This window comes from Lentzea nigeriaca, assembly GCF_016907955.1.
Taxonomy (GTDB): domain Bacteria; phylum Actinomycetota; class Actinomycetes; order Mycobacteriales; family Pseudonocardiaceae; genus Lentzea; species Lentzea nigeriaca.
Genome location: NZ_JAFBCX010000027.1, coordinates 38832 through 55877, shown reverse-complemented (window position 1 = coordinate 55877; position 17046 = coordinate 38832). Strand labels below are relative to the sequence as shown.

Here is a 17046-nt window from a genome sequence, read left to right as displayed (position 1 = left end):
GCACAGTGGACATCAACCTCGACGAGTTCTTCGACGTCGAGAACGAGCTCAACCAGCGGTGGCCCGAGACGAAGCTCGAGCCGTCGCTGGACCGGATCAGGGCGCTGGCGCACGTGCTGGGCGACCCGCAGACGACCTACCCGGTCGTGCAGCTGACGGGAACCAACGGCAAGACGTCGACGTCGCGTATGACCGATGCGCTCTTCACGCGCATCGGTCTGCGCACCGGCCGCTACACGAGCCCGCACCTGCAGCTCGCGACCGAGCGGATCAGCCTCGACAACCAGCCGATCAGCCCCGACCGCTACGTCGAGGTCTACCGCGACATCGAGCCGTACATCGCGATGGTCGACTCGCAGTCCGAGATCCGGATGAGCAAGTTCGAGGTGCTCACCGGCATGGCCTACGCGGCCTTCGCGGACGCTCCCGTCGACGTGGCGGTCGTCGAGGTCGGCATGGGCGGCACGTGGGACGCGACGTCCATCGCGGACGCGAAGATCGCCGTCCTGACGCCGATCGGCCTCGACCACACCGACTACCTCGGCACCCGCATCGAGGACATCGCCACTGAGAAGGCCGGCATCATCAAGCCGGGCTCCGTCGCGGTCGTCGGCGAGCAGACCCCCGAAGCGATGAAGGTGATCCTCGAACGCGTGGCGTCCGTCGACGCCACCGTCGCGCGCTTCGGCAGCGAGTTCGGCGTGGTCTCGCGCTCGGTGGCCGTGGGCGGCCAGCTGATCACGTTGCAGGGCCTGGGCGGCGTCTACGAGGACATCTTCCTGCCCCTGCACGGCGAACACCAGGCAGCCAACGCCGCTCTCGCCCTGGCCGCCGTCGAGGCGTTCTTCGGCGCCGGAGCCGACCGTCAGCTCGACGTGGAGGCGATCCGCGAGGGCTTCGCGTCGGTCATCACGCCGGGTCGCCTGGAGCGCGTGAAGTCGGCCCCGAACATCTTCGTGGACGCCGCCCACAACCCGCACGGCGCCGCGGCCCTGGCCCGCGCGCTGGACTCGGAGTTCGGCTTCCGCAAGCTCGTGGCCGTCGTGGCCGTCATGTCCGACAAGGACGCGGAAGGCATCCTCTCGGCGCTGGAACCGGTCGTGCACGAACTGGTGATCACCACCAACTCGTCCCCGCGCGCCATGGACCCCGACGTGCTGGCAGGCCTGGCCGTCCCGATCTTCGGCGAGGACCGCTTCGAGGTCCGCCCGCGCCTCGACGACGCCATCGAGGAAGCCATCCACCTGACCGAGGACGAACTGTCCGGCGGCGGAGTCATCGTCACCGGCTCGGTCGTCACCGCGGGCGAGGCCCGTGCCCTGTTCGGAAAGGAGCCGGCATGACCACGTCCCCGGCCCCTCTGAAGAAGGACCCGCTCAAGGCCTTCCGCGGCATCATGGCCGGCACGCTGATCCTCGAGGTCATCGTCGTGGCCCTGGCCCTGCCGGTGATCGCCAAGCTGCACGGCGGCGTGGGCACCCTGGTCGGCTGGACGGCCTTCGGCTTCATCGCGGTGTTCATCGCGATGTGCGCCTTCGTCCGCCGCCCCTGGGCCATCCCGGCCGTCGTGGCGCTGCACGTGCTGCTGATCGCGACCTGGCTCCTGCTGCCCGCGATGGGCGTGATCGGCGTGATCTTCGGGCTGGTGTGGATCTACATGCTGTGGCTGCGCAAGGACCTGCTCAAGCGGATGGCCGAGGGTCGCCTCCCCGCGCAGCAGCAACAGCAACAGGCTGAGTGATCAAGAACCCGGCCGACCTACCGGTCGGGCTGGACCGACGAGCGCTGCTGAAGTTCATCTCGGGTTCGGCCGTCGGTCAGAACGGGCGGCTAGAAACCGCGCATGACCTTCGACCGTCGCACGTTGTTCAAGGCAGGCGCATTCGGCACGGCAGCGGCGCTGGTGCCTACGGGTATCGGCCTCGCGAAGACCGGCCGCCCGGTTCTGACCCACGGTGTGCAGTCCGGTGACGTCACCTTCGACGGCGCCATCGTCTGGACCCGAGCGGACCGTCCGGCGCGGATGCTCGTCGAGGTGTCCAACGACCCGGACTTCCGCTTCTCCCGCCACATCCGCGGCCCGCTGCTCACGCCGGAGACGGGCGGCACCGGCCAGGTCAGGGTCGGCCACCTGCTGCCGGGCCGCACCGCCCACTACCGCGTCACGGCAGAGGACCTGGACGGCCGCACCTGCAGCGAGCCCGTCACCGGCAGCTTCACCACCGCCCCGCTCGGCCGCGACGAGGTGCGGTTCGTGTGGTCGGGTGACGTCGCCGGCCAGGGCTGGGGCATCAACCCTGACCTCGGCGGCATGCCGATCTTCAAGGCCATGGCCGACCGCCGCCCCGACTTCTTCGTCCACAGTGGTGACAGCGTCTACTCCGACAACCCTCTCAAGGAGACGGTCACCCTCGCGGACGGCAGGATCTGGCGCAACGTGGTCACGCCCGAGAAGTCCAAAGTGGCCGAAACCCTCGACGAGTACCGCGGCCAGTTCGCCTACAACCTGCTCGACGAGAACCTCAAGCGCTTCGCGGCCCAGGTCCCGATCTTCGCCCAGTGGGACGACCACGAGGTGCTCAACAACTGGTACCCCGGCGAGATCCTCGACCTGCCGCAGTACACCGAGAAGCGCGTCGACGTGCTGGCGCAGCGGGCTTTCCAGGCGTTCCACGAGTGGATGCCGATCGACCGGCAGCGCGCTGTCGACGGCCGCGTCTACCGGAAGTTCGCCTACGGCCGCAACGTCGAGATCTTCGTGCTCGACATGCGCACCTACAAGGACAAGAACACCTCGCCCAGGGACCAGCCGGGCGTGATCCTCGGCGCGAAGCAGGCCCAGTGGCTCGTCCGCGAGCTGTCCCGCAGCACCGCCACGTGGAAGATCATCGCCGCGGACCTGCCCATCGGCCTCACCGTCCCGGACGGCACCGACATCGAGGGCGTGGCGAACGGCCTGCCGGGCGCGCCCAACGGCCGCGAGCACGAGATCGCCTGGGTGCTGCGCGAACTCCAGAAGCGCCGCGTCAGGAACGCCGTGTGGCTCACCGCGGACGTCCACTACACCGCCGCCCACCACTACTCCCCGGACCGCGCGGCCGTCGGCGACTTCGACCCGTTCTGGGAGTTCGTGTCCGGCCCGGCACACGCCGGTGCGTTCGGCCCGAACACGCTCGACCCGACGTTCGGCCCGCAGGCCCTGTTCGTGCACGCGCCGCCCGCCCCCAACACCTCACCGCTGGACGGGTTCCAGCACTTCGGCGAGGTGCAGGCGAACCGCCACGAGCTCACGGTGTGGCTGCGTGACGCCACCGGAAAGTCGCTGTGGTCGACTACGTTGAGGGCACAACGCTGAACACTCATCTGGGGGGATGATGCGCAAAGCAGCCGTGGCGGTGGCCCTCACCGCCCTTCTCGTCGTGCCCACGTCCGCGTCGGCGGGCTCCGGCGCGTCGTGGAGCACGCCAGAACCGTTCTACGCCCCGAGCGGGCGCCAGATGTACGCCTACGCGCCGTCGGTGATCGCCGACGGCGCGCAGACGTACGTCTACACCTGCCACAACAAGGTGAACGGTCAGATCGACGACCACGTGTTCTTCACCCGCATCGGCGGTGAGGACCACGACGTCGTGCGTCCCGGCTCCGGCTGGGACTCGCAGCACGTCTGCGACCCCACCGTGGTGGCGGCGAACGTCAACTACGGCGGGACCGCCTACCGGTACGTGATGTTCTTCCTGGGCACCGATCTGCCCAACTCGCGCAACCAGATCGGCGTGGCCTTCGCGAACGCGCTGGGCGGCCCGTGGGTCAAGTACCCGGAGCCGATCGTGCGCACGCCGTTCAGCGACCCGCAGGCGTGGGGCGCCGGCCAGCCCAGCGCCACGACGATCAACCCGAACACCGGCGAGATCATGCTGTTCTACACCGAGGGTGGTGACGGCAGGACGCAGGCGTACTTCCGGCACCTGACCCTGGGCGACATGAGCAACCCGGTCGTCAGGCAGAAGGTGCCGATCACCAACGACGGCCTGGCCGACCGCGGTCTGCACAACTTCGACGTCGCCTACGACCCGCCGAACGACAGGTTCGTCGCGATCCGCGAAGCCGGTCCGCGGCCGGTCGGGCATCCGGACTTCATCTCGGAACGGGTGGAGGTCGTTGCCCTGCGCGGCGGGGACATGTGGGCGGGCAAGGGCACGTGGACGTCGATCGGGACCATCGGCCAGGACCAGACCGGCTACCCACGCAACCACAACGCCGGATTGGTGCGCACGGTGTACGGCACGCTGCCGTCCTCGAACTCCGTGACGGCCGTCTACACCGTGGGGCTCGTCGGTCCGCATCCCGCGTCGCTCTACACGTACGAGCTGTGGAAAGCGACCACGTCCATCTGAAGATCACCATAGGGTCGGTGGGTGCCCATCTCGTTCGACACCGCCGGTTTCCAGCAGCAGGACCAGAGCAACTGGTCGCACCCCACCAACGGTGACCGCGTCAACCTGACCTACTACAACCTGGTCCCGGACCTGCCGGCCGGGCTGGACGACCTGCGCAAGCTGAGGCACGACCTCGCCGTGATCCACGGCCAGGACGGCTGCCTCATCGAGGCGCACGTCGTCCAGCTCGCCGGTGTGCCCGCACTGCTGCGGATCATCAAGGTGCCGCTGCCGAACCGGCCTGCCGGGCAGGCGTTCCTGTGCTCGTTCACGGTGCCGAAGGCGACCTGCAGCGCGGTGTTGCAGCTCATCGCGGTGGAAGGTCCGGTCACGGGCACGCGCGAGGGAGTGCTCGCGCCCGAGGTCGGGTTCGAGCGGTGGGTCATGCCGCACCCGTACGCGCCGCAGCTGCAGGGCCGGTTGCCGTTCCACGCGGGCGACGACCCGCGGTTCGACAGCAGGTTCCCCGACCACCCGCTCTCCCGCGCACGGGCCTGGGCCCACCACGTCGTGCGGACCGGACGGCTGGACCCGCTGTTCGCCGCCCTGCCGCCGTTCCGGCCGAACGTCCCGGCTCCGGTCCAAGCCTTGCCGCCTCAGGCAGTACCGCCCCAGGCCGCGCCGCAAGCTCCGCCGCCCCAAGCCCCGCCATCCCAGGACCTCCCTCCCGAGGTCGCCGCGATCTTCAACGCCCAGCTCACCACGGCGGTCTGCGGCGTACCGGTAGGCGGCCACGTCGTCCTGCAGATCGGCGAACGCATGACGTACTGGAAGCTCCCCGACGGTCACCTCCAGAGCAGGCTGGCGAGGGGCACCCTGTCCCGCTCCCCGCTGAGCGAGGGCCGCTTCCGCGACGTGATCATGATCGACGAGCGGACCGGCCAGGCGCTGATGATGGACCGGTTCATGACGGACGGGGCCTCGCTCGGCGTCCAGACCCAGCTCATCCCGGTCAGCAGGGAAGAGGCCCACGCGGCTGTCACGCCCGAGGCGCTCAAGGAGGCTTACCGCTGGGTCGGCCGGATGATCGAGGTGGCGGACGGCCGCCGGGAGTACCTCACCCTCGAACCCGTCGTGAACCAGGGCGAGCGGGTCGAGCCGTTCGCGATGATGGCTCTGCAGAACCACTAAGACGAGGAAATCGTCCTCGTGTCGTGCAAGCCGACGCCGTCCGAGAACACGCCGTTCAAGGGCAGTTCCGGCATCAACGCGCCGGTCTCGCGGGAAACGGTCCAGGGCATCGGCGAACTGGCGCTGTCCGCGATGCTGGAGTGGGGGCCGCACCCGCTGGAGATGGCGATCACCTTCAACCGCTACGGCGACGGCATCGAGTCGCAGGGCACTCCGGAGAGCCTCACCGACGAGGCACGCGCGATGTTCACCGGCACGCCGGTGCAGGCGGTGCCGGGCATCGCCGTCGGCGGTTACATCGCGTTGCGGCAGGGCGAGCAGCGGACGTACTGGCGCCTGCCCGACGACAAGCTGGAGTTCTGGATCGGGTTCGGCCTCATGGCGCGCACCCATTCGCCAGGACATCGGTTCCGTGACGTCCTGCTGATCGACCCGCGCACCGGCGACACGCTGATTCCCCACCGCTACGGCCAGGACGGCTCGACGAAGGGCAGCAAGACGACGCTGGTGCGGGTGTCGGCGGAGGAGGCGATGGCCGCGGCCACGCCGGAGGCGTGCAAGGAGTCGTTCGAACGGCTCGGCCGGGCGGTGTTCGGCGCGGCGAAACGCGGCGAGTACATCTACGTCGAGCGGCTGGAGAACGAGCTGAAGCAGGACCCGTACGTGCTGCTCGCGGTGATGGGCCTCTTCGACGACGACCCTCAGGCGATTGCCTCCGCCTCGCCGGCGCCGTCGACGAACACGTCGTTCAACGGGCTTCCGACGCTGGAGGGACCGGCGTCGGCGAGCAACGTCATCGGGCTCGGGCCGTTGGCGTTGGAGGCGATCAACGACTGGGGGATCCACCCGCTGCACGTGGTGCCGACGTACCACCGGCCAACGCGCTGATCGCAAATATTTGCAGAGTCCGACGTATTGTTTCCCGCCGTTTGTCGTGGTTTCGTGCAGCAACCCTGCAAGAAGTTGCGACAAGGAGGTCGCGATGCGTCGGGTCGTCGCCGCGCTCGCTGCATTGGTTCTGCTGCCTCTCACACCGGTCCAGGCCGTTGCTCAACCGAAGCAACGCCTGGCCGTGGGGGAGGTGGTGGACATAGCGCCCGGTGTGCGCGACGGGGACGTGAAACTCGCGTTGCCGCCCAAGCGCGACGACCTGCGGGGTGAGCGCTTCTACTTCGTGATGCCCGACCGGTTCGCGAACGGCGACCCGAGCAACGACCGCGGCCGCTCGACCAGCGCCGAGAACGGGTTCGACCCGGCCGACAAGGGCTTCTACCACGGCGGCGACCTCAAGGGCCTGCGCGGGAAGCTCGACTACCTCGACGGCATGGGCATCACGGCGATCTGGATGACGCCGATGTTCCTCAACCGCTGGGTGCAGGGCGATTCCGCTGCCTACCACGGCTACTGGACCGTCGACTTCACCAAGCTCGACCCGCACTTCGGCACCACGCAGGAGATGCGCGACCTGATCCGCGACGCGCACCGGCGTGGCATCAAGGTGTTCTTCGACATCGTCGCGAACCACACCGCCGACGTGATCAAGTACGCCGAGGGCAAGACCGCGTACGTGTCCACGGGCGCGCAGCCATACCTGGACGCCGACGGCAAGGCGTTCGACATCGCCGATTACGCGGGTCGCAAGGACTTCCCGAAGCTCGACGCCAAGAAGTCCTTCCCGTACACGCCGGTCAAGGACGGCCCGACCAAGTTTCCGTTGTGGCTCAACGACTCCACGCTCTACCACAACCGCGGCGACTCGACGTTCACCGGCGAGTCGAGCGAGCAGGGCGACTTCTCCGGCCTCGACGACCTCATGACCGAGCACCCGCGCGTGGTCAACGGCATGAAGGACATCTTCACCAGCTGGATCGACACGCTCGACATCGACGGCTACCGCGTCGACACGGTCAAGCACGTCAACCTCGAGTTCTGGCAGGCGCTCGCCCCGCACGTGAAGCAGTACGCGAACCGCAAGGGCAAGAAGGACTTCTTCGTGTTCGGCGAGGTCTTCGACTCGTCACCGGAGAACACGTCGAAGTACACGACGACCGGGCGCATGCAGGCCACGCTCGACTTCCCGTTCCAGAGCAGCGCCGTGAGCTTCCTGTCCGGCAGGGGTTCCCAGCGGCTCGGCGAGGTGCTGCTCGACGACGACCGCTACACCGACGCCGACTCCAACGCCTCGTCGCTGCCGACGTTCCTCGGCAACCACGACATGGGCCGGGTCGCGTGGATGATCCGCAACGACCGGCCGGGCATCTCCGACGACGAGCTGCTGCAACGGCTCAAGCTCGGCAACACGCTGATGTACCTGTGGCGCGGCAACCCGGTCGTCTACTACGGCGACGAGCAGGGCTTCGCCGGCACGGGCGGCGACAAGCTGGCGCGGCAGGACATGTTCGCCTCCCGGACACCGGAGTACCGGGCGGAGAAGCTGATCGGCTCCGACCGCACCGGCGCGCAGGACAACTACAACACCTCGCACCCTCTCTACCAACAGCTCAAGGCGCTGGCCGCGCAGGTCGACCAGGACCCGGTGTGGCGTGACGGCAACCAGGTCCTGCGCTACGCCGACGGTGACGTGTTCGCGTTCAGCCGCATCCTCGGCCGGGAGAAGCTGGTCGTGGCCAACGCGGGCACCTCGCCCGCGACCGTGACGATTCCCGTGTCCTCGACCGCCTTCGAGAACGCGCAGGTGCAGAACGGCCGCGTCACGGTGACCGTGCCCGCGCTGTCGTCGTTGGTGCTCAAGGGAACCAGCGACGTCGCGGCTTCCAAGCCCTCGCCCGTGCTGGTCGCTCCGGCCACCGGAACCGTGCTGGACAAGCGGGTCGAGCTTCGCGCGGACGGCATCGGCGCGCCCAACGCGGCGGCCACTTTCGCGGCCCGCGTCGAAGGGCAGGACTGGACGATCCTCGGCACCGACGACGCCGCTCCGTACCGGGTTTTCGCTGACCTTTCGGCACTTCCTGGCGCGGCGGTCGGCAAGCGGGTCGAGCTGCGGGTGGTCGCGAAGTCCGGCGAGATCGGCGCGGACGGCGCGTTCGTGTCGCTGGTGGCCGCCCCGCCGGTGCAGGAGCCGGGCACGAAGAACCCGGACTGGCTGGTCGTGCACTACCAGCGGGACAACTACGACGGCTGGGGCCTGCACGCGTGGGGCGACATCGAGACGCCGGTCGACTGGAACGCTCCGCTGCCGTTCGCGGGTGAGGACGCCTACGGGCGCTTCGCGTGGATCAAGCTGAAGCCGGGCGCGAAGTCCGTCGGGATCATCGCGCACAAGGGCGACGAGAAGGACACCTCGGCCGACAGGTTCGTCGATCCCAGCGTGACGCCCGAGGTGTGGCTGAAACAGGGGCAGACCCCGGTGCACCCGTCCGAGCAGGAGGCCACCGGCAAGGCGGTCGTGCACTACCTCGGTGACGCCACCGGGGCCGTCGTGCGCGTCGCCGGACGACCGGACGTGCCGTTCACCAGCGGCGTTGCGGAACTCCCGCCCACCTCCGACTTCTCCGTCGTGCGCGGCACCACCGTCGAGGCTTCCGGCAAGTTCACCAGTGGCCACTCGTGGGTGGCCAGTGGGAAGGTGCACGCTACGAAGGCCGCCGCGGAGAACCGGGCGGTGATCCACTACCACCGCGCGGACGGCGACTACACAGGATTGGATGCCGCCTCAGCTGAGACACGTACTTCGGCGGGCTGGACCATGTACCACTGGACGGGGTCCGCGGAGCCGTCGCCGGGCTGGAACCAGTCGCGAGTGCCGGACGGGCGCGACCAGTTCGGCGTGTACTGGTCCGTGCCGCTCGCGGCTGGTGCCGCGGGCCTGAGCTACATCGTCCACCGCGGCGACACCAAGGACCCCGGAACCGACCAGTTCCTCGACCTGGGCCAGAAGGGGAACGAGGTGTGGCAGTTGCAGGGCAAGGAGACCTACCTGCTGCCGACCAACGCCGGCCCTGCCGCCGATGACGACCTGACCAGGGCCAAGGCGATCTGGATCGCCAAGGACAAGGTCGTCTGGGACGTGCCGGCCATCCAGTCCGACGGCTACCGGCTCGAATACGGCACACGGGTGCTGCGGCTGTCGCCGACCACCGAGGAGGTACCGGCGAAGTTCCCGCACCTCAAGGGAAAGCCGGTGTTCGCGGTGCGCGGGTTCGTCGACGAGGCGTTGCGGGACAAGCTCTCCGCCGTGCACGTCGACGCGGGCGGCGCGATCCGGCACCGCACCGGAGTGCAGATCGCGGGTGTGCTGGACGACCGTTATGCCGCTGAGGCAACGAAACTGACGTACGGGCCGACCTTCGAGCATGACCGCGTGACCGTGCGGCTGTGGGCGCCCACCGCCAAGTCGGTGAAGCTGCGGTTGTTCGACCAGCCGTCCGGCGAGCCGGTCAAGGTCGTGGACCTCAGGCGCGACGACGCGTCGGGCTCCTGGTCGGCCAAGGGCAACTGGAAGGACAGGTACTACCAGTTCGAGGTCACCGACTGGCAGCGCACGGTCGTGGTCACCGACCCGTACTCGGTCGCGTTGGCGGTGAACTCGACGCACTCGCAGTTCGCCGACCTGAAGGACGGCCGGACGATGCCGCGGGGCTGGTCCCGCGATGTCGCGCGCGGTATCGGTGGCGCGATCACCGAGCTGCACGTGCGGGACTTCTCGATCAACGACCAGTCCGTCCCCGCGGCGGAACGCGGCACGTACAAGGCGTTCACGCACCGCGACTCCGTGGGCATGAAGCACCTCAACGCGCTGGCTGCCGCGGGCATGGACACCGTGCACCTGCTGCCGACGTTCGACATCGCGACGATTCCCGAGAAGCGCTCGGAGCAGGCCACACCCGCGTGCGACCTGCCGTCGATGGCTCCGGACTCCCCGGACCAGCAGGCGTGCGTGGGGGCGGTGGCCGCGAAGGACGGCTTCAACTGGGGCTACGACCCGTTCCACTACGACGTGCCAGAAGGCTCGTACGCCACGGCGGACGCGCAGAACGGCTGGGCGCGGTCGAAGCAGTACCGCGAGATGGTGAAGTCGTTGCACGACAACGGCAACCGCGTGGTCGTGGACGTGGTCTACAACCACACGGCGGCGTTCGGCGACGCGCCGACGTCCGTGCTCGACAAGGTCGTGCCCGGCTACTACCAGCGGCTCAACCTCGACGGCTCGGTCGCGAACTCCACATGCTGCGCGAACACCGCGACCGAGAACGCCATGATGGGCAAGCTCGTCGTGGACTCCGTGGTGCGGTGGGCGCGCAACTACAAGGTCGACGGGTTCCGGTTCGACCTGATGGGGCACCATCCGAAGGCGAACATCCTGGCGGTGCGGGCGGCTCTGGACGCGTTGACCGTGGAGAAGGACGGCGTGGACGGACGCAAGATCGGCATCTACGGCGAGGGCTGGGACTTCGGCGAGGTCGCGGGCAACGCCCGGTTCGAGCAGGCCACGCAGGCGAACATGGCGGGCACGGGCGTCGGCACGTTCAGCGACCGGTTGCGTGACGCGGTGCGCGGCGGCGGTCCGTTCGACGACGACCCGCGCGTGCAGGGCCTCGGTTCCGGCCTGGCCGGGGACGTGAACTCCTCGCCCGCCAACGGCGATGTGGCTGGGCGGCTGGAGAACTACAGCGACCTGGTGAAGCTGGGCATGGCGGGCAACATGGCGTCCTACCGGTTCCAGTCGACGGCCGGGCCCGTGGTCTCCGGGCGGGACGTGAAGTACAACGGCACGCCCGCCGGCTACACCGGGCAGCCGCTGGAGGCGATCACGTACGTCGACGCGCACGACAACGAGACGTTGTTCGACGCGTTGACCTACAAGCTGAAGCCTTCGACGTCCGCGGCGGATCGAGTGAGGATGCAGACGGTCGCGCTGGCGCCGGTGCTGCTCGGGCAGGGACGGCCGTTCGTGCACGCGGGCAGCGAGTTCCTGCGCTCGAAGTCGCTGGACCGCAACAGCTTCGACTCCGGTGACTGGTTCAACTCCTACGACCCGTCGTTGCGCGACAACGGTTTCGGTCGTGGACTGCCACCCAAGGCCGACAACGAGTCGAAGTGGCCGTACGCGAAACCGTTGCTGGGCATGGCGAAGCCGTCGTCGGCGGACATGAGGGCCTCGTTGGACGCCACGCTGGAGCTGCTGCGGATCCGCCAGTCGTCGCCGCTGTTCTCGCTCGGCAACGCCGACCTGGTGCAGCAGAAGGTGTCGTTCCCGTCCGCCGAGTCCGGCGTGATCGTCATGCACATCGACGACACGGTCGGGCCGGACGTGGACGCGGGTCGCCGGGGCCTGCTCGTGGTGATCAACCCGTACCCGACGGACAAGGCCGTCGCGCTGCCTGCCGGTGACTGGAAGCCGTTGACCAGGGAGAAGAAGGCAGGGGCTGCTCGCTCGGTCGTCGTACTGGAGCGATAGTTCCGCTGAGAAATAGTTTGGTTCTAGACTAGTTTGGTATCGTGGTGCCATGGGCGCGACGGGGTGCACTGACCTGATGATGCTGCTGCATCGGACGGCACACGCACTGGAAACCGAACTTACGGCGAGGTTCGCGGAGATCGGACTGACTCCGCGAGCCCGCTGCGTGCTGTCCAACGCGTTGGACGCGGACCTCACGCAGACCGAGATCGCCGACATCGTCGACATCGACAAGACGACCATGGTCGTGACGATGGACGCGCTCGAAACCGCTGGTTACGCCGAGCGCAAGCCGTCGCCGACCGACCGTCGTGCCCGTGTCGTGGTCGTGACGGAGGCCGGCCGCGCGATCGTGGCGAAGGCCGACGACATGTACCGGGAGGTCGTCGGCAGCGTGCTGGGCTCGTTGCCGGACGACGAGCGTGTCGGCATGGTCAACGGCCTGACGAGGCTGGTCGAAGGCCGGTTGGGCACTCCGGTGCCGTGCGAGAAGCCGCCGCGCAAGCGTGCTCTGCGTCATGCCGTTGGGTAAGAGATAGTCCCGTACAAAACTATCTGCTACGGTTCCTCTTATGACTCCAGGGGGACCGAAGACGGACGCGCGCTGGCTGGCGCTGATCGTCCTGTGCGCGGGCATGCTGATGATCGTTCTCGACCAGACGATCGTGAACGTCGCGCTGCCCGCGATCGAAGAAGACCTCAAGTTCGGCCAGGCCGGTCTGGCCTGGGTCGTCAACGCGTATCTGATCGCCTACGGCGGTCTGCTGCTGCTCGCCGGTCGCCTCGGCGACCTGATCGGGCACAAGAAGGTGTTCCTGATCGGCCTCGGCGTCTTCACGGTCGCGTCGCTGCTGTGCGGCGTGTCGTTCAGCTCCGAGATGCTGATCGTCTCGAGGTTCGTGCAGGGTGCGGGCGGTGCACTGGCCACGTCCGTGACGCTGGGCATGGTCGTGACGATGTTCCCCGAGCCGAACGAGCAGAGGCGCGCCATCGGCATCTTCAGCTTCGTGGCGGCGGCGGGCGCGTCCATCGGCCTGTTGCTCGGTGGCGTGCTCACGGACGCCATGTCGTGGCACTGGATCTTCTTCGTGAACATCCCGATCGGCGTCGTCGCGGCGGTGGCCGCTGTCCGCCTGGTTCCTTCCTCGGAGGGGCTCGGCCTGCGCGAGGGCGCGGACGTGCTGGGCGCGCTGCTGATCGTCGCCGCGGTGATGCTCGGCGTGTACACGATCGTGAAGGCGGAGCACTACGGCTTCGGCTCGCTCCAGACGCTCGGCCTGGGCGCGGTGGCGCTGGCGCTGCTGGCCGGTTTCGTGGTGAGGCAACGGACCGCTGCGAAGCCGCTGCTGCCGTTGCGGGTGTTCCGTTCCCGCAACGTGACCGGTGCGAACCTGGTGCAGATCTCCATGGTCGCGGGCATGTTCGGCCTGTTCTTCCTCGGCACGCTGTACATGCAGCTCGTGCTGTCGTACACGCCGTTGCAGATCGGCCTGGCCTTCATGCCGGTCGCGGGCGCCATCGCGGTGTTCTCGGTGTCGCTGTCTGCACGCCTGAACTCCCGCTTCGGCGAACGGAACATGCTGATCGTGGGCCTCGTGTTCATGCTGGTCGGCATGCTGGTGTTCACGCAGGTGCCGGTCGACGGCTCGTACCTCACGGACATCCTCCCGGCGGTGGCGCCGCTGGGCATCGGCCTGGGCCTGTCGTTCCCGGCGCTGATGAGCCTGGCGATGTCCGGCGCCGCGCACGACGAGGCAGGCCTGGCCTCGGGCCTGGTGAACACGACCGCGCAGGTCGGCGGCGCTCTTGGCCTGGCAGTGCTCGCCACCACCTCGACCACCCACACCTCCGGCCTGCTGGCGTCCGGCGTCGGCCGCCTGGAGGCGCTGACCTCGGGTTTCCACCTGGCGTTCTGGATCAGCGCCGCCCTGGTGGCCGTGGCTCTGGGCCTCGCGGTGTTCGTGCTGCGGCAGGTGACCGTCGACCGCGAGGAGAACCAGCCGGTGCTCGTGCACTAGTGCTCGGCCGGCTCGACTCGTATCCGGGCGTCCTCGGTGCGTCGTCCAGGTTGATGGTCTCCAGCAGGGCGAACGCGGCGTGTCGGTCATATTCGCTACCCTGTCGGCACTTCCCGTACCTGTTTTGAGGAGTTTGGCGTCGTGTCCGAGCGCACCCTGGTTCTGGTCAAGCCCGATGGCGTTGAGCGTGGTCTCGTCGGTGAGGTGATCGCCCGCATCGAGCGCAAGGGGCTCAAGCTCGCCGCACTGGAGCTGCGGACCGCTGACCGTGCCACCGCCGAGCAGCACTACGCGGAGCACGACGGCAAGCCGTTCTACAACGACCTCGTCGACTTCATCACCGGTGGGCCGCTGGTGGCGCTCGTGGTGGAAGGGGTTCGGGCCATTCCGGCGTTCCGTCAGCTCGCCGGTGGGACTGACCCCGTCGAGAAGGCCACGCCCGGGACCATTCGTGGGGACTTCGGGCTTGAGGTGCAGTACAACCTCGTGCACGGGTCGGACTCGGCCGAGTCGGCTGAGCGGGAGATCAAGATCTGGTTCCCCAACCTCTGAGGGTTGGATTCGGCGGCCCCCTGGCTTCGGCCTGGGGGCCGTTTGTCTTGGCCTGTTTGGGTCTGCTCCGGCTTGGGTGGTCGTCCCCCTCCCTGGGCGCGGCAAGACGATCGGGCACGACTCGTGACGGGACCCACCAGCCCGGTACGCCAAATGGTGTGGGTCAGGATCGGCGTGGGCTTGAGCCGAGGCCGCCCGGCCTCGCTCCGTTCAGGATCGTGCCCTCCGGGTAGCCGAGCGGTAGGTACATGTCCACCGCGTCCCAGCGTTCGTTTCCTACGGCGATGGCGTTGGGCATGCGGCCGTATTCGCGGAAGCCGATGCTCTCGTAGAGCTCGATCGCGCCGTGGTTGTTGCCTCGGACACCGAGCCTGACGATTTCGATGCGTGCTTCGCGGGCCCGGTCCACCAGGCCCTGCACCACCAGCCTGCCGAGGCCCAGGCCACGCGCTGACGGGTGGGCCATGACCTGCTGGATTTCTGCGCGGTGCTGGAACACGGCGGTGCCGCGTCGCCACAGACCCACTGCCTGCACGACGTTGTCGACGGAGGCGGCGGCGAAGGCCGCGTCGTTCTCGCGGACCTGCTTGAGCACACCGTCGAGCCAGGTGGAGATGCGTTCGAACGAGGGTGGTTCGTGGTAGCCGACGGCGCCGCCTGCTGCGACTACGTCGTGCACGACTGTGTGGATTTCGGTGCGCAGCCGGTCGTCGGCCTCTGTCAGCCACCGCAGTTCGATCTCGGGCATGGGGCGATCGTAATTGCGTCGAAAATTGTCGGACCTGTTCGTTAACGTCGGGGGAGTGGAGCATCTTGTCGAGGCCAAGGCGCTGACCAAGCACTTCGGGACGTTTGCGGCCGTTCGTGGCATCGACGTCGAAGTGCGGCGTGGTGAGGCCTTCGGGTTTCTCGGGCCGAACGGGGCTGGCAAGTCGTCGACCATGCGGATGATCGCGTGTGTGTCGGGGCGCACCGGTGGTGAGCTGAAGGTCCTCGGCATGGATCCGGAGCGGGACGGGCCCAGGATTCGGGCGCGGATCGGGGTCGTGCCGCAGCTGGACAACTTGGACCTTGAGCTGACGGTTCGGCAGAACCTGCAGATCTATGGAAGGTACTTCGGGATGTCGCGGCAGCAGTGTCGCGAGAAGGCCGTGGAGTTGCTGGAGTTCGCGCAGCTGTCGGACCGTGCCGATCAGGAGGTCGAGCCGCTCAGCGGGGGGATGAAGCGGCGGCTGACCATTGCGCGGTCGTTGGTCAACGATCCCGAGTTGTTGTTGCTCGACGAGCCGACCACCGGGTTGGACCCGCAGGCGCGGCACCTGTTGTGGGACAGGCTGTTCCGGCTCAAGCAGGACGGGGTCACGCTCATCATCACCACGCACTACATGGATGAGGCCGAGCAGCTCTGCGATCGGCTCGTGGTGATGGACGGTGGGCGGATCGCGGCTGAAGGGTCGCCTGGTGAGCTGATCAACCGGTACTCGACCAAAGAGGTGTTGGAGCTGCGGTTCCAGCCTGGGGCGGAGAAGCCGGATCTGGAGAGGTTCGCCGAGCGGGTCGAGGTGCTGCCGGATCGGTTGCTGTTGTACACGCAGGACGGAGAGCACACGCTTGCCAAGGTGCACGAGCACGGGGTGCAGCCGATTCAGAGCTTGGTGAGGCGCAGTTCGCTGGAGGACGTGTTCCTGAGGCTCACCGGCAGGACGTTGGTGGACTGATGCAGACCCTGAGGGCCTCCTGGTTCGGCTTCGAGAAGCACTGGTTGTGGTACCGGCGCAACTGGCGGGCCACGGCGGTGTCGAGTTTTCTGTCGCCGCTGTTGTTCCTGGTCGCCCTCGGGCTCGGGTTCGGGTCGCAGGTCCAGTCGACGGCGCTGATCGGTGGTGTGCCGTACCTGCAGTACCTCGCGCCGGCGCTGGTCGTCATCACGGCGGTGCAGGGTGCGACGTTCGAGTCGACTTACGCGATCATGTCGTCGTTCATCTGGCAGAAGACGTACATCGGCATGGTGGCCACGCCGATCACGCCTGCTCAGGTGGTCTACGGGCAGGTGATGTGGATCGCCTCGCAGCTGTTCGCGCGGTCGGTGGTGTTCGTGGGCATCGCGGTGGCGCTCGGAGCCGCCAACGGGCCCGGCATCGGGTTGGCCGTCCTGTTCGCCACGCTCGCCGGGCTGGCGTTCAGCTGTCCGTTGATCGCCTACAGCGCGACGTTGGACAAGCCGGACAGCTTCAACACGATCTTCCGCTTCGTGCTCATGCCGATGACGCTGTTCACCGGGGCGTTCTTCCCGGTCAGCCAGCTGCCGGACTGGTTGCGGCCGCTGGTGTGGCTCACCCCGGCCTGGCACGGCATCGAGCTCGCGCGGGGTGCGACGTTCGGGACGCTCGGGTTGCTGCCCGCGCTCGGGCACACCGCCTACCTGGTCGCCATGATCGCGGTGGGGCTGTTCTTCGCCGTTCGGTTCTTCTATCGCAGGCTGGCGGTGTGA

The 17046-nt window shown here is 68.0% G+C and carries 13 protein-coding genes; 12 read left to right on the top strand and 1 reads right to left on the bottom strand.

All coding sequences use genetic code 11. From position 1 onward, the window contains the following. The first annotated feature begins 5 nt into the window (after positions 1 to 5). From folC to ndk, 10 genes are all read left to right on the top strand, one after another. Complete coding sequence (folC, locus tag JOD27_RS42690; RefSeq protein ID WP_372441802.1) at positions 6 to 1343, top strand: bifunctional tetrahydrofolate synthase/dihydrofolate synthase; 1338 nt, start codon at positions 6 to 8, stop codon at positions 1341 to 1343. Then, positions 1340 to 1741, top strand: a complete 402-nt coding sequence (locus JOD27_RS42685) for a DUF4233 domain-containing protein (protein WP_204768097.1) — start codon at positions 1340 to 1342, stop codon at positions 1739 to 1741. Before folC ends, JOD27_RS42685 begins: the two co-directional genes overlap by 4 nt. Before the next feature lie 102 nt (positions 1742 to 1843). Further along, complete coding sequence (locus JOD27_RS42680) at positions 1844 to 3355, top strand: alkaline phosphatase D family protein (protein ID WP_204768096.1); 1512 nt, start codon at positions 1844 to 1846, stop codon at positions 3353 to 3355. A gap of 16 nt (positions 3356 to 3371) precedes the next feature. Beyond that, a complete protein-coding gene (locus JOD27_RS42675) occupies positions 3372 to 4394 on the top strand; it encodes a glycoside hydrolase family protein (RefSeq protein WP_204768095.1) in 1023 nt (340 codons plus the stop codon). A gap of 21 nt (positions 4395 to 4415) precedes the next feature. Beyond that, positions 4416 to 5567, top strand: coding sequence for a hypothetical protein (locus JOD27_RS42670; RefSeq protein ID WP_204768094.1), 1152 nt, complete (start codon positions 4416 to 4418; stop codon positions 5565 to 5567). Between the two features lie 18 nt (positions 5568 to 5585). Then, entirely contained in the window at positions 5586 to 6455 is an 870-nt protein-coding gene (locus JOD27_RS42665) for a hypothetical protein (protein WP_204768093.1), read from the top strand. Positions 6456 to 6549: 94 nt separating this feature from the next. Beyond that, a complete protein-coding gene (gene pulA, locus JOD27_RS42660; protein WP_204768092.1) occupies positions 6550 to 11985 on the top strand; it encodes a pullulanase-type alpha-1,6-glucosidase in 5436 nt (1811 codons plus the stop codon). Positions 11986 to 12034: 49 nt separating this feature from the next. After that, positions 12035 to 12517, top strand: a complete 483-nt coding sequence (locus JOD27_RS42655; RefSeq protein WP_204768091.1) for a MarR family winged helix-turn-helix transcriptional regulator — start codon at positions 12035 to 12037, stop codon at positions 12515 to 12517. Positions 12518 to 12557: 40 nt separating this feature from the next. Further along, positions 12558 to 14003, top strand: a complete 1446-nt coding sequence (locus JOD27_RS42650) for an MFS transporter (protein WP_204768090.1) — start codon at positions 12558 to 12560, stop codon at positions 14001 to 14003. Positions 14004 to 14144: 141 nt separating this feature from the next. Beyond that, complete coding sequence (ndk, locus tag JOD27_RS42645) at positions 14145 to 14555, top strand: nucleoside-diphosphate kinase (RefSeq protein ID WP_030468130.1); 411 nt, start codon at positions 14145 to 14147, stop codon at positions 14553 to 14555. 163 nt (positions 14556 to 14718) lie between these two features. On the opposite strand, the gene JOD27_RS42640 is transcribed toward ndk, so the two are convergent. Next, the gene (locus JOD27_RS42640) at positions 14719 to 15303 is read right to left on the bottom strand and encodes a GNAT family N-acetyltransferase (protein WP_204768089.1); all 585 of its coding nucleotides are present in this window, start codon (positions 15301 to 15303) and stop codon (positions 14719 to 14721) included. Between the two features lie 55 nt (positions 15304 to 15358). Between JOD27_RS42640 and JOD27_RS42635 the strand changes: the two genes are divergently transcribed. Next, on the top strand, positions 15359 to 16273 hold the full coding sequence (locus tag JOD27_RS42635; RefSeq protein WP_307830650.1) for an ABC transporter ATP-binding protein: 915 nt from the start codon (positions 15359 to 15361) through the stop codon (positions 16271 to 16273). Then, the gene (locus JOD27_RS42630) at positions 16273 to 17046 is read left to right on the top strand and encodes an ABC transporter permease (protein ID WP_204768088.1); all 774 of its coding nucleotides are present in this window, start codon (positions 16273 to 16275) and stop codon (positions 17044 to 17046) included. The genes JOD27_RS42635 and JOD27_RS42630 overlap by 1 nt, the downstream gene beginning before the upstream one ends.